Genomic DNA, 22,411 nt, shown 5'->3' with positions numbered 1-22,411 from the left:
AACATACGAAAATCCGCCAAGCAGGCGGATTTCGTCCTTATTCCTTATTCAGCATCATATCGAGTATAAGCGTATCGATATCCGAGGTCGCTTCATTTCCGATCCGGCAGAAGTTATCGATCGTTCTCTCCGCATCATTCTCGATAAAGCCATTCGTCGAGGAGATGGTCATCCCTTTCGACGCCAGAAGCGCCGATTGAACGGCCGCGCTTGTGCAAGTGGCTACTTTCATCGCGCAGCCGCCTTTAGCACCGTCGCACATCATCCCGGTTACATTGCCGAGCATGTTCTGGATCGCGCCTTTGATCTCCGATTTACCTCCGCCAAGCAAGTAGGTAATGCCGCAGCTTGCGCCTGTACCGGATACCGTGACGCCGCATAACGCGGATAAACGGCCAAATTTCGATTTGATATAGATCGTAACTAAATGGCTCAGCGCAACTGCGCGTATCAGCTTCTCCTCCGATACGCCCAGCTTCTCTGCGGCTGCAATAACCGGATTCGTCGCTGCAATGCCTTGATTGCCGCTGCCGGAATTCGCCATAACCGGCATCGTCGATCCCGCCATACGCGCATCCGATCCCGCTGCGGCAAGCGCCATCGCGTGAGAGATTAAATCGTCGGACAGAATCCCTTTCTGCACGTTTTCTTTAATCGTCTTCCCAACTTCAAGACCATAGGAATTGGCTAACCCGTCTAACCCGGCCTTACGGTTCAACTCAATGCTTTGCTTGACGAGATGAAGTTCTTGCGGATCAATCGCATTCACGAAATCCACGATCGCATCTATAGACAGCTCGCCGCGTTCCTCCTTGGAACTCTTAAAGCTAACATTTGCGCATCCGCCCGATTCGACGACCTTGCCATCCACCTCAATAAGCGTAATATTCGTGTGATTGTCCGTAATCACAACCTTCGCGTAGCTGGCTGCTGTTTCCGCGACGACCTCTATATAGAGTTTGTGAGGCGTGTCTGCGAGATGAAACACTGCAGTACCTTGCTCCACCATGGCTTGAGCCATTGCGATATCTTCGGGAGTAATATCGGCGAGAACTTCCAGCTGCTTATCGGCGTTACCTGCCAATGCACCTAAAGCAGCGACAAAATCAATGCCAGTCAGCTCCGTACCGGGTATTCCGACAGCCAATGCATTCTTGATGATACCCGCACTCGCTTTGACTTCGATTTTCACAAGCTGATCACGCAGATAAGTTTTAGCTTTTGCCGCAGCTAAGGCGATTGCCACCGGTTCCGTACAGCCAAGCGCGACAACGAGCTCATTTTGCAAGATTTGAATGAAATTGTGCTTCTCCAACTTATGTCCTCCTAGAACACCTAAAGGCACCGTACACCTTCGCATAATTCTAAAAATATACTATAGTTTGCTCCTCTGAATCAATCATATTCCCAAGTAAGTTTTAACCTTTTATCAGAATTAAAAAGAGAGACCGCTTATCGCTAAGCAGTCCCTCCGTTTATATCGTTGCACGATGCTGCATCAATTCTTCCGCATAGGCGGTTAACTCAATCGATTTACCGCCGTTCAAGCGAGACTCTTCGGCAGCGAATGCCATCAGATGGCTGCGTACAGATGCGACTGCCGATGTTAAAGTCTCTTGTCCGTGATAGTTCCGCACATCGGTCAGGAAACTTCTGACGATACCGGCATCGCCGCCGCCATGTCCGCTTGATTGCGATGGGATCGTAATTTCGGTTTTTTGATGCGTCAGGAAATCAAATAAGGTGATCTTATCATCATCCCCGCGCAGCTCGCCGCGTGTACCCATAATTTGAATTCTGCGTTCCTGCTCGAACGTAAAGCCGCACATGCTAAACATCGCAGTTGCGCCGTTCGCAAACTCCATGCCAACGACTTGATGATCGACCACGTTATTGTCGCTCTTGTAGACGCAGCGGCCGTAATTGGTTTCGCGCAAGCCTTGGACGATATTCTCTTTCGTAAGCTCCGGTGTAAAATGTCTGGCCCAGCCTTTAAATTGCTCGCTTAAATAGAAACGAGGCGCGGAATAAGGACAAGTCGTTTCAACCGCACAATCGAGACAACGATCGGCGGACCCTTCCGGTGCATTCGCATCATTGAAGTGCATAAGCGATCCGTAGGAATTCACACGCACGCATGGCTGATCCATCAACCAGGACAGCACATCCATGTCATGGCATGATTTTGCTAATATCATCGGGCTGGACGTATCGGAATTGTTCCAATTCCCTCTGACGAAGCTATGCGCGATATGCCAATAGCCCACATTCTCATTGAGCTGGATCGATACGATATCGCCGATATGTCCCTCGCTCAGAATTTGCTTAATCTTGCTCCAGAACGGTGTATACCGCAGTACATGGCAGATCGATAACAAACAGTTATTCTCGCGAGCCGCCTGTTCCATTTGCAGACACTCAAGCGGGTCCGGGGACATCGGCTTCTCCAGCAGAACATGGTATTTGTTAGTTAAGGCCTGTACGGTTGGGTGAAAATGCATCCGGTCCATCGTGCAAATGACGGCGATATCAGCAAGCTTCGGATTCGCCAGCAGCTGCTCCCAGGATTCAAAACACATCGCGTCCGGAATATGATGCTGCTGAGCAAACTTCTCCCGTCGATTCGAATCCGGCTCGGCTACCGCAACGAATTTCAATTCATGCGGATAATCAAGGGCAAAAGGAGCGTAGCTGCCAGCTCCCCTTGCACCTGCCCCAATTAGTATGGCAGTAAGTTGAGCCATGTTGTCTCCCCCATTTGGTTCATAGAATTGTCTTTGCTATTCACTACTCGCTACCCCAACACCGCGCTGTCCTGCAGTCTGACGACAGGCTCTTCGCAGCCATGCAGCTCGAAAACAACCAATTCATTCTCGCCTTCGCGAAGCAGCGGCGCCGGAATATACAACGTCTGCTGCGGTCCAATCTCCCAGTAACGGCCGAGATTAAAGCCATTCACATAAACAACGCCTTTCGTCCAGCCGCTAAGTGCGAGGAACGTATCCGCCAGTTCATCGACTTGGAAAGAACCTTTATAGAACGTCGGCTGCTCTTGCTTCACGCTGCTCTCTTGATAAACAAGCTTCTGTAAGTCATCGAGCGGCAGCGGACGAATGGTCCAATGGTACAGAAATTGCTGGCCAAGCCGAACGCCTTCCGTAATGCCCTTCGGATCTTTCATATACGGACCATAATTAATGCGGCCCATATTCTCGACCAGAATATCAAGCGTCGCGCCTTCTGCCGGGATATCGAGCAGCACATCATGGTTTTTGTTATTACGTTCGATTGTACCCATGTATTGTCCGTTCAAGAAAATAAGTGCGCGGTCATGCACATCCTGCAAATTGAGACGGGAAGCCGTAATCGGCCCGATCACGCGAGTCGAATACAGAATGAAGCCGTAATCCTGTCCAAGCTGCTCCATCGTTTCGGGGCATGTACGTTCTACCGGAACAGAAAGCGAGTCTAATGACGAGAAGAGTGGAGCCTGCTCTGTTAGGATTACGCTGCCATAAGCTTTCTTCTTGATTGGCTCTGGTAGGTTTAGAGGACCAAGCTCAATATATTTCGAAATAACCTCGCGGAATTTATAGAATTTGTCCGTCAGATCGCCGGACTCACTGATCGCCACGTCATAATCATAGCTAGTAATCGTCGGTTGATGTTTCTCCTCACCGAAGTTCGCGCCGTTATAGAAGCCAAAGTTCGTACCGCCATGATACATATAAGCATTCACGGAAGCGCCGGCAGCCAGCATCTCATCGAGCACGCGTGCTGCATCATCCGAATCGCGCGTATGATGCTGCTCGCCCCAATGGTCGAACCAGCCATTCCAGAATTCCATGCACATAAGCGGCTGATCTTGCTGATACTCGCTTAATTTAGCAAAAGCCTCTTGCGCGCGTGAACCGAAGTTGACCGTTTCGAGAACACCATCGACCATTCCGCCCTGCAGGTAGAAATCGCCCGGTCCATCGGAAGTGAACAGCAGCACGTCAATGTCTCTATCCTTCAACCCTTGCTCCAAATACTTCAAGTACTTCTTGTCATTCCCGTAGCTGCCGTATTCGTTCTCAATTTGCATGGCAATAATCGGACCGCCATTGGTCGAGAGAAGCGGTACAAGCTTAGGCAGCAATACGTCGTAATACGCATCTACTTTATCTAGAAATGGCTGATGATAGCAGCGCAGACGCATGCCCGGATCAGCAAGCAGCCAAGCCGGCAGCCCGCCAAACTCCCACTCTGCACAAATATAAGGACTCGGGCGTACGATGACATGCAAGCCCAGCTCACCAGCAATCGTAATGAATCGCACGAGATCTGCAATGCCCTCGAACACGAACTGTCCTTCTTTGGGCTCATGAATATTCCAAGCCACGTAGGTCTCTACTGTATTGAAGCCGCCTTCTTTCAGTTTCAAGAGACGGTCCTTCCAATATTCCGGCACCACTCGAAAATAGTGAATAGCCCCCGACAGGATGCGCAGTGGCTCGCCATCGAGCAAGAATTGCTGTTTGCTTGTCGTTAATACCGGCATACATATACCCCTTTATGCGAAAATGGTGTGACAGCCCGAACCATATAGGCACGGGCTGTCGATGATCGAATTTCTTACTTCCACTCGCCTTGGACATGGTTAGCTTCTAATTCTTTGTTTACCTCGTCGATCATTTCTTTTCCGCCTTTGGCCATGTACTCCTCGACCATTTTGTCCCAGTCGCTAAGCGGTCTTTCACCGAAGATCATCTTCGTCGTTTCATCCGTAATATACGTCTGCAGCTCTCCGCTCTTCTCCATCAGCAGCGGCGAGATGATCCGGCTTGTCGGATTTACGTAAAACTTCATGATATGCAGCCTGTCGGCTAACGTTTGTTGGAACTTCTGATCCTCAGGCGTCTTGGCGATCTTGGCAAACGTGAACAAATCTTCGTCGTTCATGAACCATCCGCCTTCGGTGATGTAAGCACCCGGAGCGACGTTCGAGCGATTCTCGGCGATTGGCTGCGCCACGCCGTCCACCATTTGGTAGCCTTTTCCTTCTCCGCCGTAGAGCCAGTCGAAGTATTCGTTTTTCGGGTTACGCTCTTCGAACGTTACCGGTTTGTGGAAGTAATCAATCATTTCAAGAATGCGTTTCACTTTCTCCGGCTGATCCTTCAATTTCGCCGAGATCATATACATGCGGTACCAGCTGCCGTTGATGGTGAGTCCTTCTGAACCATCCGGCGCTTTGAACGGCGGAATCGGCTCCACTACTGCAGTCGGAGCGTTTTGTTTCAGCACGTCGAACAATACGCCGTTGTTTCCGCTGTTTCCGGGCTGTTCATACCAAATGCCGACTTTCCCCGCATTAAACGCTTTGAAAATATCCTTGTAAGCCGTTACTGCCCAGTCCGCTTGCAGGATGCCCTCTTTTTGCAGATCGGCAAGGAAAGTGACTTTCTCTTTATTGCCGTCTGCGATAATGCCCGGAATCAGCTGCCCGCCGGCGTTTTTGTGATACCAAACCGCATTGCCGTAATACGCTCCGAACGAAGGATCGTAATAGATACCCTTAGCCAGACCTAATCCGATCGTATCGGCTTTGCCGTTGCCGTCCGGATCGTCTTTGGTAAAGGCGATTGCAACCTTCTTCAGCTCTTCATAATTCGTTGGCATTTTCAGACCCAGCTTATCCAGCCAGTCCTTGCGAATGATCGGCTTTTTGCCGCCTTTAGAGGAGAAGTAGGTTGGAATGCCATACACTTTTCCTCCTACTTTCAAAGAGTCCCAGGAATAATCGGGCACGGCCTTGGTCGATTCATACTGCTGCAAGAACTCGTCGAGCGGCAAGAATGCGCCTTGCTTCGCCCATTTGGTATAATTGGCGTTTACTTCTTCCATGCCAATCACATCCGGGATGTCACCGGAGGCCATTTTCACAGCAAGCTTCTCTTCGTAAGTATCGAAAGGAATATATTGCGGTTTAAAATCCACATTGAATTTCTCGTTAATTTTCTGTACGGCTTCGCTGTTCCCGGATGGAACCGGATCTTCCCAAGTGCCGTCGAACCAATCAATCGTAAATTTCTCTGCATGCGGGTCTGCTTCCGCCTTCGCCCCATTGTTTGTTGTACCCGCGTTAGAGGATGTATTTGTGTTGGTATCCTCATTTCCGGATGAACATGCTGCAAGAATGGAGCCTGATAATGCAACTACAAGAACAGATGAAACTAGTTTGCTACGCATACTTTCGACCTCCTCTTTATGTTGGGCACATCGATGATACTCACTTACATGAAAGCTAGCCTTTCACGGAACCGAGCATCACCCCTTTCGCAAAATGCTTTTGCAGGAACGGGTAAAGCGCAAGAATCGGGATGGTTGCGACGAGAATGGCCGCCATGCCAATCGTTTCAGCCGGAGGAGAAGCATTCGCCAGTGCGGCTTGCTGTCCATCCGAGAGCGAATCGAGCCGTTGGCTCAGAATCACGATCTGCCGCAATATAACCTGGATCGTCCACTTGCTTGGATCGCTGATATAAATAAGTGCCGTAAAATAGGTGTTCCAGCTGGTAACCGCATAGAAAAGTCCGAATGCAGCCAGCGCGGGTTTGGACAGCGGAAGAATGATCCGCGAGAAAATTTGCAAATCATTGGCGCCGTCGAGCACCGAGGCCTCCGTTAGATCCTGAGGAATGCCAAGGAAGAACTGTCTGAGCACGATCAAATTAAAGGAATTGATGGCCCCGGGAATAATAAGCGCCCAGTAGGTGTCGAGCAAATGCGTTTCTTTAACAACCATATAGGACGGAATAATACCCGCTCCGAAGACGAAAGTAAACAATACGAGGAAGAGAAAAAATTTCTGACCTGTAATCTTCCGCGAGAGCGCATAAGCCATCATCGAGGTGAGCCATAGGCTGAACAATGTTCCCACTACCGTAACGCAGATGGTTACGATGAGCGCGCGGACGAACACCTTCGAGTGGAAAATGTATTGATAAGCATCGACGACCCATTTCTCCGGAAACAGAATGAACTGCTTGGCAGCGCTCTCCGAAACCGAAGTAAACGAGGTTGCAATCATGTAATAGAACGGGAACAGCATCGCGAGCCCGACTGCGGCAAGCAAGATCACGTTAAGGGCATTCGCTAATTTTTCCGTAATGGAATGAGTTCTAACCACTGCTCCACCGCCTCCTTAGTAGATACCTTCTTCTCCGAATTTTTTGGATAATTTGTTGGCTCCGACAATGAGAATCAACCCGACGAGCGACTTAAACAGCCCAACTGCCGTTGCAAAGCTGAAATCCGAGTTCTCGATCCCTTTGTAATACACGAATGTATCGAGTACATCGCCGATCTCCTTGTTGAGCGGGTTCAGCATGAGGAAAATTTGTTCAAAGCCCACATCAAGCACGCTGCCGAGCCTTAGGATCAGCAAAATAATGATCGTGCTTCGAATCGAAGGCAATGTGATATGCCAGATTTGCCGCATTCGGCTTGCGCCGTCGACGACAGCCGCTTCATACAGATGCGGGTTAACTCCCGCCAAAGCTGCGAGAAAAATAATCGTCCCCCAGCCGGACTCTTTCCAGATGACCTCCAGCACAATGATCGGCATAAACCAATGCGCCGACGTCAGAAACGGAATCGGGTCGACGCCGAAAGCCATTTGAATGAGCTGATTGATAATGCCCTCTGACTTCAGGAATGTCGTTACAATCCCGATGACAACGACCCAGGATAAGAAATGCGGTAAATAGACAAGCGATTGAATGACTCGCTTATATCGTTCGTTCCGCACTTCATTTAGCATGATCGCAAGTAGAATCGAAACCGGGAAAGCGAATGCAATTTGCAGGAAAGAAAGATATAACGTGTTCCAGATGACCCTTATTACTTCGCTATCTTCGAAGATTTTCTTGAAATGCTTGAGTCCGACCCAGTCGCTGTGCAGGAAGCCTTGAAACGGACTGAAGTCTTGAAAGGCGATAATGTTTCCCAGCATCGGAACGTACCGATAAATGATAAAGTATAAAAGTCCCGGGAGGAGCAGCAGGAACAGGTAGCGCTCATTCCACAGCTTGTCCACGAAGGAACGTTTTCTTTCCTTGCGAGCGACAACTGTAATAGGCGCGTTTGTACCTGTATTCGTGTAGTTATTCAATGATGATCCCCCTCTATTCATCTGAATATATGAATCTTGATTTTTCATTCCTAGGGCTATACTATAAGAGTCACCGCTTGATGAATATCGGATTTATGTCCGATTTCGCGCGGATTTCAAGGATTCCGTAAAATTGCACAGTTTTCGAAAATAGGATCAGACCAGGGCAAAAGGGGTTTATTCATGAGGCAGATTTTGCAATTGAAGATTAATACCCGTTCGATCTTAACCAAGATGCTACTCAGCTTTATGGCGATTATTTTGTTATTTGTTTCCTTTAATTTGATCTCGCTCACCTTGTTCAGAAAAAGCATTCACGGCGAGATCATCACGTATAACGATGCGAATCTGACGCATACAACAAGCGGATTCGAGCAGTACTTCGAGCTGTTGGACAACGTGATCGTGGGGATGTATTTAAATGATCATCTGAACGATTTGCAGAAATCGAAGCCTTATTATTTGGCTGCCGGGAATATCATCGATGATTTAGAGCAAATCACGGTGAATCCAAGAATTTACTTGAACAATTTATTTATGTACGACGTGAAGCACCATTACATACTGGACAAGTATCGCGGCAGCACGCTGGATGTCATGTTCTCCAATCACTATGTGAACCGCGTCTATACGCCGGACTTCTGGGAGAAGGAACTGACTACGGCAGGTTCCGCGTCAAAGCTGTATCCGGCCGCTGTATTCACGAGTCCGCCGCCGACTTATCAGGATTCACAGCCCGGTATCGTCATTCCTTACTTGTTCCGAAGTCAGTTGTATCCCGATTTTAAGTTCCTCGCCTTCATTGATGCGGATCAGTTGTATCGCAATTACCATCAATCGATAAACAACACGTTCTATATTCTGAGCCCGCAAGGGGATACGATCTATACGTCCGATCCGGCATTTGACGAAGCTTTACCGGAATTAAAGCCAGGGAAAAACTGGGTGAAGCAGCACGGCTACTACTATTTCTATCAGAAAGGCACAGTATCCGGGCTCACTTATGTGAATATCATTCCGGACAGCAGCGTTTCGAGCAAAATCTTGAAGCTCACGGTTACTTTGATCGTGCTGCTCATTCTCACCTCTGTAGTCAGCTTGGTCTTATCCGTCATCTTCAGCAGACGATTCAATAATCCGGTTCGAAAAATCGTGGAATCGATTCGAAATTTAAATGAGAATAAGGAGCTTGTTCGTGGGGCTGCGAATGACTTTGAGCTGATTCATGCCAATATTGGCCACATGATCAAGGTGAACCAGGAAGCACAGCGCAGCCTCGAAAGCAGGAAGAACCATCTGCGCAACTACTCGCTCATGAATGTACTGAAACGAATTCGGATTGAATACGAGGATTCGGAGCCGGCTGCGGAGCAGGACTATAGGCCGTTTCGATTTGTCCTCTTCCAGATGAATTTCAAACAACGCTTCTGGGATGAGATGCCTGAAGAGGAGGAACGGACGATTGCCTTCATCCGCGAATATATCATCCAAGCTATCGGAAACAAGCTGGATGGCGCGCAAACCTTCCAAATCGAAACGAATCAAATCTTATCCGTCATCTACTTAAACGATGAGGATGACAACCGTCTGACAGCTGTCCTAACGGACATTAAGACGGTGCTGGAGACGGATAACGTCTATAGTTTCTGTACCATCGCCGTGAGCTCTTATTATCCGCATTCTTCTCAGATGACGAGTGCTTACGCGGAAGTGCTGCGGCTAGTGAAACGGAGGCCATTCGATGATACGACCTACGTGTCTCAGGCCGGCGAAGATTGCGAGAAGCCGATGCTGCCTACGACCATTCTGGAGCAAGAGCTGAATGTGAGCCTGCAAGAAGGCAACGATCAGCTTGCCCTGCAATCGCTCCGCCGAATGCTGGCAAAGATGAAGAAACGGAACATTTCCGCGATCAAGTTCCATCGCTTCGCCGAGGAGACAACAGACAAAGTACTGCGCGTGCTTCACAGCATGCAAATTGATAGCGAAGAATTATCCGGCAAGCTGCCTCCTATTGAGCTGCAGCATACCATTGAAGAGCTGGATTGCTATCTTGAGAAGCTTGTAAGTGAAGCAGGTCGGCTAGTTCGGTTAAAGAAAGAAGAACGCGATCCGATTATTAGCTTTACCGTCAGTTATACGGAGACGCATTTCGGCGAGGAGCTGTCTCTCGACTTGATCGCCGGCAAGCTGAATATTAGCAGCGGGTATCTCTCTACCTATTTCAAAGAGAAGATGGGTACGAATTTCGTGGATTTCGTGAATGAGGTGCGCGTGAAGAAAGCGAAGGACTTACTGCTCCTATCGGAGATGAAAATACAAGATATCGCGGTTGAAGTCGGCTACACGACGCTCAGCTCCTTCAATCGCTCCTTCAAGAAAATTTCCGGTGTCACGCCAACGGAGTATCGACGCAATGCTGCTGCTCTGGAGCGTTAACATGCAAGAAGCCTGTCCCTAGTGGACAGGCTTCTTCACGCATATAGGACTTCTATCGGATTAGTTCGTCGTCCAAGCTACTTGCTGGAATGTATTCGTATTCGCGGACTCATTGGCCTTCAAGCAGAGCAAAGCACTCAGCAGCCCATCATCGAGCGAGGTGGATGAACGCTGTGCACCGTTCACGATCTGGAAGAAATTTTGCAGCAGGACGCCATCTCCCCCGCCATGTCCATCCATGGCATTCAAGTCAAACTGATGCGTTTCCACTCGCGCCTCATGGTGCATGAATACCTTCAATTCGCCCGTATACCAATCGAATTCGAGCGTCCCTTTATAGCCTAACAAACGCGCTCCGCGCCGCTGCGCGCCTCTTCTAGCGAAGAAATTTTGCGAGTAGGTTACGTGCATCCCCGACTCGTATCGAATCAAGGCGCTGCCCGAATCTTCGTTGCCGGTATCCGTCGCAAAGCTGCAATAGCTTCCTCTGGCGCGGTTATGCGGCTTAAGCGTGCTTTCCTCACAAGAATGCTTCTCGTCGCAATCCTTGCACATCAGACCTGCAGGCTTGTCGCCTTTGAAGATTTGTTTCGATTTCATAGCGGATACGGCAGTCGGATTCGCACCTAGCAAATAGTTAATATAATCGAAATCGTGTGTCGCCTTCTGCAGAAACAATCCGCCCGTAATGCTCTCATCGCGGTACCAGCTATGATAGTAGACGCCGCCGTAAGGCACGTTGTTCACAGCCTGCACATGCTCCACGGTTCCGATTTTGCCCGAATCTATGATTTCCTTGGCCAGCTTCACGAGTGGCGTATTGCGCAGAGGAAATGAAACGACTACCTGCGAATCTGAAGCTTCATACCCTTTTTTCAGTCGATATAAATCTTCATAGGTCGTGGCGACCGGTTTCTCCAGGAATAACGGCAAGCTGCGCTTTAATACTTTGAGCGCCATCTCCGTATGCAAATTGCAGCGGGTTCCAATGGCGACGCCGTCCAGTCCGGCGTTATTCAGCATATCATCTGCATCTGCGTACCATTCGATGTGATTTGCTTCTTCTCCCATTTGCGCCGCAAGCTCTTGTTCGCGCGGATCCGCAATGGCGACGATTCGGCAGCCCGTTTCCTGTTCATCCAATTTGCCGAACAAGCCGCTCACTCTCAGCCCATAACCGATGATTCCAATACGCTTCACCATATCGTCCGTCCCCCACATTTATCAATGACTTAGTTGTTTATTGTCGCTAACTAATTCGAATGATACTATAGGTTTTATAGGTTGTATTTACTCTATTTCGCTATAAAGTTGTCAATTATCGACTTCCATTCATAATAAGGGGGTGGACAAAATGGCTATACCTTCGCCCGACAGCCGCAAGCTTGATTCCATGGCCTGGATGCCGAGCATCCACTGGGCTCAGTACCAGAACTCCGCCTATTATCAAGGAAATGAGCGGCGACTCTTCGACTTCGAAGTCATGGTTGTCATCTCCGGGGAAATGGCCGTGCATTTCATCAACGAACCCGAGACGATTCGTTATTATCCCGGCGACCTCTTGTTTCTAAGTGCCAAGGAGAGACATCGCATTGAAATCCCTTCTGCAGCCGGAGCGCAATTGCTCGGTATTCATTTCGACTTCTACGATGAATTCGAGCTGACCCCCGAGATTCATATGGTTGTTGACGAAACCCGCGTCGTCCAAGACGCGATGTTCTGCAAGCAGCCATTAGATCCGGAAGGTGAGCGGTTATTTGCACGAAAATATTCATCCCTTTCCGTCGATATCGCGAAAGGAATGGAGTTGATCTGCGAAGAGTTTACAACCGCAAGGGCCGGTTATGAGCTTGTCTGCCGAGGAGCTATGCTGCAAACGCTCGCGTCGATCCTAAGACTGCAGACCGTTCCGCAGCGAACCACTTCCGCAGTCTACTTGACCTCCCTTCGGGAGCTGGTCGACGAGATAAGCGGCAGCTTGCAGTTAACTTGGCCGAACTCGTTGATGGCAGAGCGCTTGAACGTGAGCGAGGATCATTTTATCCGTCTGTTCAAAGAACAGTTCGGCGTTACCCCCAATCAATATGTGCAGCATCTCCGCCATCAAGAGGCCAAACGGTGCTTGCGGGAATCCGATATGAAAATCGAGGCCATCGGCATGCGCATCGGCTACGACAGCCTGCATCAATTCAGTCATGTATTTAAGCGATGGCAAGGCGTTTCGCCGCGGGAGTACCGGAAGCTATGCAGCATTTTATAGGGGAATAAATCCTTCGAGGATTAGCTCATTCGTATGACCCCTTTTATGCCAATTCGATCAAATTGAACGGAAGCCACTTGTTCAGGTGTAAATTCATCTGTGATAAGGCCGCTCAACGTACCGGGATAGCAGCGCTCTACTTGCCCAATCCGATCAATCGCATGAATGAAATCCTCTTTGGAAGCATTAACCGAACCTACCATTCGTTGATTGCCGATGACGAAATTCTGGTTAATCTGATCCATCGGCACCTCAAAGTGGCGGTTCGTCGGAGAAATACCGAGCAATCCGATAATGCCGTTTCGGTTAAGCAAGTGAGTCGCTTCAATAAGCAGCGGAGAGAATCCGGTGCACTCCAGCACGATATCGAAATTCAGATTCAGTTTGTTGCCATAGTGCCTTGCAAGTCCATGGTCGGCGGCACCAACCGAAGCGTCGTTATACGCACTCTGGAATTGAGCACCGATCTTGGACAAGACGTTCGCTTGAAGACTGTCTTGGGCATGCAGTGACCACACATGCGTTTCAACCCCCATAGTCCGAAGCGACAAGGCGGACAGCAAGCCCATCGGACCGGAACCCAGCACCAATGCCCGCGCAGGCTCCCAAACGAATCTTTGCTGGAAATGGGAGATGGTCGACCATAGCTTCTCGAAAATACTTTGCGGCTCTACCCACACGCCCAGATGTTTCATCCCATCGGGAACTTTTACGACATAGTTGGCATCCTCAACCACGTATTCGCACATAAATCCGTGAGAACCCTTGATTCCTCTTTCAATATAGTTCCCGCTCTGGCAATAGTCAGATCGGTCTGCACGACAATTCGGACAATCCGGTTCCGGGCATGGCCTCCTTACCAACACGGTGACAGCGTCTCCGACATTAAATCCGGAAGCGGCTCCGGCTTGTTCCACTACTCCGATCAGCTCGTGGCCGATGATTAGATCTTCTTCTCTTTCCGGCGGCACGCCGTAACGATGCATAATGATCTCTTTATCGGTACCATCGAGTCCGACGCTAATCACTTTGATTAATACCTCGTGGTCAGCCTTTAATGCAGGGCGAGGTTTGACCGTTAGCGCGACTGCCGCTGATTCGGAATTGGCATTTTTCAATACAATCGCTTTCATCACTTCAGAATAGCTTAAATACTGCGTAATTTGATTTTTAATGAAATGAACGGATTCCTGCAGCTCTTCCAGCCCGTTCACGCCATCTTCGATGGAGATCCAGCCAGTGAACCTCTCTTCTTGAAGAATGCTAAAGATCTTGCCGTAATCATTCATGCCCTTGCCAATGACGCCATGCTCAAGCGCATGGGAGTAGCCTTGATCCATAAACTCTCGAATGTCATCCATTGTATAGCCTTCTTTTAAATATCGGTCGCTGGCATGCATGGTGATCACTCTGGATCTGACTTGCTCTAACAATAGAATGGGATCATAGCCGGCAACGATGGCATTGGAAGGATCATAATTCACTCCGAACCAAGGCGATTCGATCTGACTAATGATCTCTAAATAAATATCGCATGGCAAAGCGAATTCAGGCGCTGTCCAGTAACCGTCCTTGTAGTGGTTCTCCATCACCAGGACAACCTTCTTCTCGGCGGCATACCGGAGCAGTTCTTGAATGCATGCCACGGTCCAGCGAATGCCGTCCTCCCTGGATACGCCGATCCGCCTTTGTCCGGACAGCACTCTGCAGCTTCTGAAATCTTCCGGTCCGAGTATCGCCATGACATCGATCATCGTTTTGATCTTCTGGATTTCTTCTCTTCTCATTGCAGGATCCGGCTGGGTGAAATCCGGTGACGAGCACATCATCGGTATGGCTAAATGCACCTTGTCGCACGCCTCGCGAACAGCCTGAAGGTAAGACGGTTCCGTGCTTTCCAGAAAACGCGGATACATTTCCAAACCATCTGCACCGAGCGTACCGGCGATCTCGATCCACTCCCATAAGCTCATCTTGCCTTCCGACAACTCATTCATAAATCCTTTTGGAAAAAGCGCTACGCGGGCTGTCGTTGTCATCGTGTCACCCCTCAACCCTATTTGCTTTAACGCGGGACACGAATTGCTGCAAAATGCCTTTCAACTGCTCACGGTCCTTGCTCGGTTTGAACTCTTGTTTATCGATTACGAGGGGAGCGCCGATTACGACCAGCGGAGCGCCATTCTTAGGCATATCTGCGGCTTGGTCGATCGTAAGTCCGCCTACAGCCTGTACAGGAATATTCACCGCTTCGACTACAGCAGCTAGATAATCGTACGGCGTACGTTCCTTATCCTCGCCGCGCTCATCGAATCCGGTATGGACGATAATGAAGTCGACCCCATTTGCTTCCAGCATTTTGGCGCAAGCCACAGGATCCGGCGAAGCCATAATATCGCCCATTACCTGGATACCATAATCGCGGGCTGCCTTGACAACAGCACGAATCGTAGCCTGGTGAGCCACGCCCATGACTACGACGTGAGTCGCTCCGGCTTTTGCCATCATCTCGGCTTCAAGATAGCCACCATCCATAGTTTTAAGATCGGCTACAATAGGGTGATTCGGGAAAGCTTTGCGTAGTGCCGCAACAGCATGAAGACCCTCTCCAAGCAACAGCGGCGTCCCTGCTTCAATCCAATCCACGCCTGCTTCTGCGGCAATTTCGGCCATTTCCAATGCTTCCGTAATGGTAGTCAAATCCAGCGATATTTGTACGATCGGTTCCATGATAGTCGTATTCTCCCCTTCAATTAGGCTTGAGGTAAAATGATCGATTTGGCGTGCTTCAATGCATCCATGTCGTCAAAAGCCGATTTCCAATCGTCGATGCTATACGATTTGGCCATTGGAAGAGGGTTGATTTCTCCCTTTGCCATCATCAGGAGAACCTTCTCCCACATCGGATAGTTGTGGCTGAACGAACCTTGCAAGCGGGCAGCTTTCTGAATTAACGGATCGAGTGAAAATCCGATAGGATCGGGCCCCCAGCCGATCTTCGTAATTTGTCCGTTCGGCCGGATGGCATCGATGCTCTGCTTCAATGTCGCGGAGACCCCTACCGCATCTAAGATAACATCGGGTCCAAATCCGTCGCCGTATTGGAGCAGCTCGCTGACTACGTCTCTTCCGTCGGCCTCGATCACTTCATCCGCGCCGAATTGCAACGCCACTTCCAGACGTTTCTTATCGCGGGCAGTACCGACGATCGTAAGACGCCCCGGGGAAAACAGCTTGGCAATCTGCACGCACATCAATCCAATTGGGCCAGGTCCGAATACGACAACATAGTCGCCCGGTCGAATATGAGAATGATGAGCGACAGCGTTGTAGGCTACGCACGCCGGTTCAGTCAGCGCAGCCATTTCAAAGGGAATGCCGTCTGGCACACGGTGAACGATCGCTTCTCTTGTTTTCACGAATTGTGCCATGGCGCCGTCTTCCAGTACACCGAAGCCTCTGCGTGTCGGGCAAAGATTGTATTGGCCGGTACGGCAATAAATGCAAGTTTCGCAAATATAGGCCGGCGTTTCGCTGACTACGCGATCACCAGCCTTGAAGGCGATTACAGATGAACCTACATGCTCAACTATGCCGGCATATTCATGACCTAGCGTAACCGGTCGTTTTACCGGAAACCCCTGGGAATCATGGTACATATGCAAGTCGCTGCCGCAGACGCCGGCGGCTTGCACGCGAATCAACACATCTTTCGGTCCCAACTCGGGGACCTGTACTTCACGAACTTCAACTTTACCGGACCCTGCTTCGTAATTGACAATGGCTTTCACTTTGTAACCGCCTCCAATGGGGAACGATTCAATTTCCGTATGATTTCGCCTTGTTGTTAGTTCAGCGCGCGGCCGGATACGTACACATACCTTTCGAATCGAGCCAGTACGTGACTCTTCTGCGTAGGGTAATTTTCGTACAAATAGTCGATGAAATGTCCGGGATGCTCCGTGTTGCCCTCGAACATGTCGTAATGCGCTGGAATAACCGTATCGATCCCAGCCGCGACCGCAAACTCGGCAGCTTCGCGGAAATTCATGTTGCCGACAATATTACGCGCAAGCCGGAACGGATCGCGTCCGTTTATCGGCAACAGTGCGCAGTCGACGTTTTCTGCTTTCACGGTCTCAATCAGTCCGGGATAAACCGTCGTATCGCCCGCATGATAAAACGTCACGCCGTTAAGCTTAAGCACATAACCGACGAACCGGTGATCAAGCTCGGAATCGTACTCCAATTCTTCATGAGCCGCTGGGATCGGCATGTAGCGCAAACCTCGGAGTTCCCGCCATTCGCCTGTTTTCGCATGAATACGCCGCTCCGGCGGAACACCGCATTCAGCCAGAGCGCCCTGGCTATAGCCCGGCGCCACAAACACGGTATCGTTGCGAGTCTTCGCCATCCCCGGAATCGTATCCGGATCTAAGTGATCGATATGATCATGCGTAATCAGCACGCAGTCGGCATTCGCCGCCTCCTCCGGACGAAGGGGCGGCGCAAACCGCCGATATGGAGCATCGGCTAGATAGGGATCGATATACACGACCGTATCGCCCCCTTTGACAATGACACTAACCTGCCCGAGAAACCATATGGCGAGCATGCCGTATGGTACACGGGTTTCGTCAATTTCCCGAATCAGCGCCTCGCCTGTTCGTATGTTAGGGATAGTCATGTTCTACTCCTCCTATTTAAGTACAGCATTCTTAATAAACACTAGTATATACGAGCTCCTCACGAGCAGGAGGCTCAAATACCCACTGTTTAAGCTGAGTCTCCGGAATGTAAAATGTGCCTGGAGGAAGCTCACCATTTCTCGCCACAAGACGAGCCAAAAGAACTTCTTCAGAAACGTTCAGAAAGTGGACTTTAAAGTCAGCCCCCAATTCCGTAGCTCGCGAGCGCATTTCGTCTCGTTGGCTGCGCCCCCAAAATCCGAAGTCCAGAATAACATCTACGCCAAGAACTAACACCCGAGCGGCAACTCCCCAAATCAGAGATTCCACCACTGCTTTTCTAGCGCCATGCTCCTCTTCCTCAACATCCTGTCCGAACAGGCGAGTATGCCATTCATCGGGAGTGAGGCGAAGCGCCGAATAGTCATATTCAAGCTTTCTTGCAAGAGTCGTTTTGCCGCTACAAGGAAGTCCAACCATTAGGTGCAGTGTCGCCATAGTTCTTATTCCCCTCTCGAATTTACACACATCCAGGGTATTGACGTCCCCGCACGAGCAGATGCGGATTGCGCGAGTTGGTTTGGTTAGGTTGTTTCGAACGCGCGCTCACATAGTGCAGGACGTATGCACGCCGCCGGCGATCCGCGGTTTCGTTATCTCCCGAACGATGCAGCATCGTCCCCGGAAAGAAGACGGCTGATCCCTTAGGCAGGCGGCATGGGACTTCTTTATCCTTCTGTGCAGCATGCACTTCTTGAAAATACTTCCTTTGGCGTTCATCGGACGGCACCTCATGCGGGTGAATGGGTTCGCGATGGCTGCCGGGAATAACATGCAGGCATCCATTCTGTTCATCAGCATCATCAAGTGCGATCCAAACGCCGATCAACGTATCCGGTTCGGTTTTCAGATAATAGGAATCTTGATGGTATGGTTGGCCGACTCCCAATTGTTGAGGCTTATCGATATACATGCTTTGTATGCACTTGATGTCGGGTCCGAGTAGATCTGTCAGCGCTTCTGCTAGTTTGTCATGCATGGCATAATAACGAAAGATGTCATCTGATCGATGCATCTGGTGACCCAGTTTAAACAGATAGGCCGGATCAGGTGCCTCATTCGATGCAAGCCCTTTCAAAATTGCCTCCGGTTCCATATAAATGCCATTATGCGGGCCAAGCGGGATTTTCCCGGTAATCATGTTGTTCGCATTCTGAATAATTTCATCGCATTCAGTTAGCGTAAACAATTGATTCCTAATGAGATAGCCATTTTCTCTGAAATGTTCAATCTGCGCTTCCGTTAAGGTCGTCACTGCAATAACCTCCTTCTTCGTACTACTCATCTTCTACACCGGATACGATTAAACCTTCTCGCTCGAAAAAGCCAGGACTCCATCATCAGGAGCCCTGGCTTTATTTGTTTCGCAGGATGGCGGATACCATACCTTTATTCAGCTGAACGAGTCAGCGTCTTCTCCAGCATGCCTCGGACCAGTCTCTCTAGCGCATCTTTATGAATGAATGGTGCCAGTGCGGAGAGAATATCGGCGCCAAGAAAACCAGACTTCACGTGCTCCAGCAGCTTCTCCATGCTTTCCCTTGATAAGAAAGGAGCAAGTCCAACAATTTGGCTGGCATCGATGCCTTCATTGGCGGCAATCCGGTCAACAAGTCGGTCCAGCGTATCCCGGCTTATAAACGGCGCCAAGGCTTGAACAATTTGCCAATCGACTGTACCTTCCTCGGCTTGCTGCACAAGCCGGTCGATTTGTTCTGTATCTAGGAAAGGCGCGAGTCCTACTAGCCTCCGCATGTCGAGCTTTTCGATAGCCTTATCCACCAAGCGGGCTAAGGAGCCTTTACTAATAAACGGTGCCAAGCCCTGAATAGCATCAGCGCTCAGACGGCCTTCCTCTACATAAACAAGCATCTCATCAATCGTGTCGCTCCCCAGAAACGGTGCAAGCTGCAAAATCGCTTGTAAGCTCGGATGTGATCCCTCATCAGATGCGTTTGAATCATCCTCCTGCTCTTCGTCCTGAGCTTCGGCGGGTTCAATTTCTTCTTCTATTTCTTCTTCTATTTCTTCTTCTATTTCTTCTTCTATTTCTTCTTCTATTTCTTCTACTAATTCTACATCTATTACTTCTTCTTCCTGAGGCTTCTCGATGCTGGAGAGCTCTTCACCTGCAGCAGACTGCGCGGATGCTGTTTCCTCAGCAAGCACAATCCGCCTTTCACCGGCTAGCAGCTCATCAATGGACGTTTCGAGCAAACGGCCGATTGCCGGCAACATGCCGATATCAGGCAGCGACTCCCCGCGTTCCCACTTTGATACAGCCTGATGACTTATTCCTAAACGCACGGCGAATTCCGCCTGCGTCATCCCTTGTTCTTTCCGTAGACTGGAGATGAAAGCACCGATCTTACGCATTTCCATTGTAGAACGCCTCCACTTATTGGATTGTACAGTGCGCACTGTCTGCAATCAGCATAGCACGCTTGGTGGCTCTACTCTATCAAGAGTCAGTTGAACACGTCAATTCAACTGACGGTTGATTGACTTTCATATTCAGCAGTCTGGTCTTCGTAACCATCCCCGCACTTTCCAACGTTAATTTGGAAGCTTCGTTATAATACCAACAGCCGCATATAGGCGTTAAGTTGTGCTCATAGCACCATTTCTTCAAATGCAAAATGATGTTCCGCCCAATCCCTTGCTTTCGATACAGCTCATTCGTCATCATCCCGATGCTCGCCACGCTGGTCAGCAGCTTGGATTTCTCCATTACTCCGATGCCAAGCAGCAATCCACGTCTATAGTAGGTAAATAGCTCCCCATTATCGGCTCGCCGCTCATAGTCATCCAGAAAATCACCGCAAACCTGCTGGATTTGTTGCAAATCATCCGGTTTAGCTGGGCGGAATGAATCTTCCCCTGTACCTTTACTTTCCGACAGCTCCACTTGGCTGTCTTGAAAGAAATACGCTTGTTTATCGATCTTGAAGTCTTTATCTACAGCCAAACTTAGATACAGTTCATCGCAGGTCGGAACGAAAAGCGACGTCAATGCGTTTTCCTCGAGTACTTGATTAAATAGCAGTTGTGCATGCTTCTGATACGCACGGCTGATGTGGAACTGCGTTAGCATTTCGTTATTATGAATCGCATAGTAGCCGACGGCTAAAGCCCCTTCCTCGATTATGTAGAACGTCGATGCCAAAATGTGATCCTCAAGAAAAGAATCGAAAGGCGAAGATAGACCATCGATATAGTCATCTACAAGATTTTGAATATCGCTCATTTGGCATTGTCTCGTGATCATCTCATGCAGCCCCTTCCTAAACCAGTTAAACCCAACCACAGTCGGGTCAGCATCTGATCGTTGCGTTCAGCTCTTTGCAAACAATTTCTCTATGACTCGCTTATTTCCTCTTCCTATTTTCTTATCCTTTTGAGTCTGCTGAGATGGAAATTTCTATCAGACTATGAGAAACTAGAATTGAAACTAGATTTGAGGAGGATGATTGTAGAAATGTCAGAAGATCGCAAATATTCCATAGAAACCTTAGCTGTACATGCAGGGCAAGAGATCGATCCAGCCACAATGTCACGGGCAGTACCGCTGTACCAAACGACTTCTTATGGGTTCCGTGATTCCGAGCATGCTTCGAATTTATTCTCACTTCAAGAATTCGGCAATATCTACACACGCATTATGAATCCCACAACAGACGTATTTGAGAAAAGAATTGCAGCGCTCGAAGGCGCGCCTGCCGCACTAGCTACTGCCTCAGGAATGGCGGCCATTACATACTCCATTCTTAATATCGCGGAAGCCGGAGATGAAATCGTCTCCGCAGCGAGTCTGTACGGCGGCACTTATAATTTATTTTCCACTACATTGCCGAAGCTTGGGATTAAAGTTCATTTCGTAGATCCCAGCAATCCGGACAATTTCCGCAGCGCCATTAATGAAAGAACGAAGGCCATCTTCGCAGAGACCATCGGCAATCCTAAGGGAGACGTGCTTGATATCGAAGCTGTAGCCTCCATTGCCCATGAGAACGGTCTTCCTCTTATTGTAGATAATACCTTCCCAAGCCCTTACTTGCTTCGCCCAATCGAACATGGAGCCGACATTGTCGTCCACTCTGCAACGAAGTTTATTGGCGGACATGGCACTTCGATCGGTGGCATTATCGTCGATAGCGGTAAATTCGACTGGAAAGGAAGCGGTCGTTTCCCAGGTCTGACAGAGCCGGATCCTAGCTATAATGGCGTTGTGTATACGGATGCTGTAGGACCAATCGCTTATATTATTAAAGCACGTGTGCAATTGCTGCGTGATATGGGGGCCGCCATTTCTCCGTTCAATTCCTTTATGCTGCTGCAGGGCTTGGAAACGCTGCATTTACGTATGGAGCGTCATTCCTCCAATGCTCTGGCAACGGCGCAGTTCTTAGAGCAACATGAGGCAGTGGAATGGGTTAGCTATCCCGGCTTGCAAAGCCACTCGTCTTATGACAAAGCACAGAAGTATTTGCCTAAAGGTCAAGGCGCAATTCTGACGTTCGGGATAAAGGGCGGCTTGAATGCGGGGAAAAAGGTAATCGAAAACGTGAAGCTGTTCTCCCACTTGGCGAATGTCGGCGATTCGAAGTCGCTCATCATTCACCCGGCCAGCACGACACATGCGCAGCTCAAGGAAGATGAGCAAATTGCGACCGGCGTCTCTCCGGGGATGATTCGCTTATCCATCGGTACAGAAGGAATTTCGGATATTCTCCATGATCTAGACCAAGCGATTAAGGCGAGCCAGCAATAATCAAACATGACAAAGACCGGTAAGGAGAAGTTCCC

The 22,411-nt window shown here is 49.4% G+C and carries 18 protein-coding genes; 3 read left to right on the top strand and 15 right to left on the bottom strand.

Annotated elements, in window-relative coordinates:
* Positions 1 to 37: 37 nt before the first annotated feature.
* The 6 genes from AC50Y3_RS00545 to AC50Y3_RS00520 form a co-directional block, all read right to left on the bottom strand.
* A complete protein-coding gene (locus tag AC50Y3_RS00545) occupies positions 38 to 1,315 on the bottom strand; it encodes an L-cysteine desulfidase family protein (RefSeq protein WP_494816833.1) in 1,278 nt (425 codons plus the stop codon).
* A 160-nt stretch (positions 1,316 to 1,475) separates the two neighbouring features.
* Positions 1,476 to 2,744 carry a Gfo/Idh/MocA family oxidoreductase gene (locus AC50Y3_RS00540; RefSeq protein ID WP_494816832.1) on the bottom strand — a complete coding sequence of 423 codons (1,269 nt, stop codon included), beginning with the start codon at positions 2,742 to 2,744 and terminating at the stop codon, positions 1,476 to 1,478.
* Between the two features lie 50 nt (positions 2,745 to 2,794).
* Positions 2,795 to 4,543, bottom strand: a complete 1,749-nt coding sequence (locus AC50Y3_RS00535; RefSeq protein WP_494816831.1) for a glycoside hydrolase family 35 protein — start codon at positions 4,541 to 4,543, stop codon at positions 2,795 to 2,797.
* A 74-nt stretch (positions 4,544 to 4,617) separates the two neighbouring features.
* Positions 4,618 to 6,234, bottom strand: coding sequence for an extracellular solute-binding protein (locus tag AC50Y3_RS00530; RefSeq protein ID WP_494816830.1), 1,617 nt, complete (start codon positions 6,232 to 6,234; stop codon positions 4,618 to 4,620).
* A gap of 55 nt (positions 6,235 to 6,289) precedes the next feature.
* Positions 6,290 to 7,174: a carbohydrate ABC transporter permease gene (locus tag AC50Y3_RS00525; RefSeq protein ID WP_494816829.1), complete on the bottom strand. Its 885-nt coding sequence runs from the start codon at positions 7,172 to 7,174 to the stop codon at positions 6,290 to 6,292.
* A gap of 15 nt (positions 7,175 to 7,189) precedes the next feature.
* Positions 7,190 to 8,158: an ABC transporter permease gene (locus AC50Y3_RS00520; protein WP_494816828.1), complete on the bottom strand. Its 969-nt coding sequence runs from the start codon at positions 8,156 to 8,158 to the stop codon at positions 7,190 to 7,192.
* Positions 8,159 to 8,341: 183 nt separating this feature from the next.
* On the opposite strand from AC50Y3_RS00520, the gene AC50Y3_RS00515 reads away from it, so the two are divergent.
* Positions 8,342 to 10,597: a helix-turn-helix domain-containing protein gene (locus AC50Y3_RS00515; protein WP_494816827.1), complete on the top strand. Its 2,256-nt coding sequence runs from the start codon at positions 8,342 to 8,344 to the stop codon at positions 10,595 to 10,597.
* A gap of 60 nt (positions 10,598 to 10,657) precedes the next feature.
* Here the strand turns inward: AC50Y3_RS00515 and AC50Y3_RS00510 are convergent, their stop codons facing one another.
* The gene (locus AC50Y3_RS00510) at positions 10,658 to 11,800 is read right to left on the bottom strand and encodes a Gfo/Idh/MocA family protein (RefSeq protein ID WP_494816826.1); all 1,143 of its coding nucleotides are present in this window, start codon (positions 11,798 to 11,800) and stop codon (positions 10,658 to 10,660) included.
* Between the two features lie 151 nt (positions 11,801 to 11,951).
* Here AC50Y3_RS00510 and AC50Y3_RS00505 point away from each other — a divergent pair, with 151 nt between their 5' ends.
* Positions 11,952 to 12,857, top strand: coding sequence for a helix-turn-helix transcriptional regulator (locus AC50Y3_RS00505; protein ID WP_494816825.1), 906 nt, complete (start codon positions 11,952 to 11,954; stop codon positions 12,855 to 12,857).
* Positions 12,858 to 12,877: 20 nt separating this feature from the next.
* Here the strand turns inward: AC50Y3_RS00505 and AC50Y3_RS00500 are convergent, their stop codons facing one another.
* From AC50Y3_RS00500 to AC50Y3_RS00465, 8 genes are all read right to left on the bottom strand, one after another.
* The gene (locus AC50Y3_RS00500; RefSeq protein WP_494816824.1) at positions 12,878 to 14,896 is read right to left on the bottom strand and encodes a TIM barrel protein; all 2,019 of its coding nucleotides are present in this window, start codon (positions 14,894 to 14,896) and stop codon (positions 12,878 to 12,880) included.
* 4 nt (positions 14,897 to 14,900) lie between these two features.
* Positions 14,901 to 15,587, bottom strand: a complete 687-nt coding sequence (locus AC50Y3_RS00495; RefSeq protein ID WP_494816823.1) for an orotidine 5'-phosphate decarboxylase / HUMPS family protein — start codon at positions 15,585 to 15,587, stop codon at positions 14,901 to 14,903.
* A 23-nt stretch (positions 15,588 to 15,610) separates the two neighbouring features.
* Positions 15,611 to 16,648 carry a zinc-binding dehydrogenase gene (locus AC50Y3_RS00490; RefSeq protein ID WP_494816822.1) on the bottom strand — a complete coding sequence of 346 codons (1,038 nt, stop codon included), beginning with the start codon at positions 16,646 to 16,648 and terminating at the stop codon, positions 15,611 to 15,613.
* 56 nt (positions 16,649 to 16,704) lie between these two features.
* Complete coding sequence (locus tag AC50Y3_RS00485) at positions 16,705 to 17,544, bottom strand: MBL fold metallo-hydrolase (protein WP_494816821.1); 840 nt, start codon at positions 17,542 to 17,544, stop codon at positions 16,705 to 16,707.
* A 31-nt stretch (positions 17,545 to 17,575) separates the two neighbouring features.
* Positions 17,576 to 18,043, bottom strand: a complete 468-nt coding sequence (locus tag AC50Y3_RS00480; protein ID WP_494816820.1) for a P-loop nucleotide/nucleoside kinase family protein — start codon at positions 18,041 to 18,043, stop codon at positions 17,576 to 17,578.
* 22 nt (positions 18,044 to 18,065) lie between these two features.
* Complete coding sequence (locus AC50Y3_RS00475) at positions 18,066 to 18,860, bottom strand: phytanoyl-CoA dioxygenase family protein (RefSeq protein ID WP_494816819.1); 795 nt, start codon at positions 18,858 to 18,860, stop codon at positions 18,066 to 18,068.
* A 134-nt stretch (positions 18,861 to 18,994) separates the two neighbouring features.
* Entirely contained in the window at positions 18,995 to 19,987 is a 993-nt protein-coding gene (locus AC50Y3_RS00470; RefSeq protein ID WP_494816818.1) for a helix-turn-helix domain-containing protein, read from the bottom strand.
* A 79-nt stretch (positions 19,988 to 20,066) separates the two neighbouring features.
* A complete protein-coding gene (locus AC50Y3_RS00465; RefSeq protein WP_494816817.1) occupies positions 20,067 to 20,873 on the bottom strand; it encodes a GNAT family N-acetyltransferase in 807 nt (268 codons plus the stop codon).
* A gap of 210 nt (positions 20,874 to 21,083) precedes the next feature.
* Between AC50Y3_RS00465 and AC50Y3_RS00460 the strand changes: the two genes are divergently transcribed.
* The gene (locus AC50Y3_RS00460) at positions 21,084 to 22,376 is read left to right on the top strand and encodes a homocysteine synthase (protein ID WP_494816816.1); all 1,293 of its coding nucleotides are present in this window, start codon (positions 21,084 to 21,086) and stop codon (positions 22,374 to 22,376) included.
* Positions 22,377 to 22,411: the final 35 nt, after the last annotated feature.

Source organism: Paenibacillus sp. J22R98 (assembly GCF_059383835.1).
The sequence above is the reverse complement of the archived record's forward strand: the minus strand, read 5'-3'. Positions and strand labels throughout refer to the sequence as shown.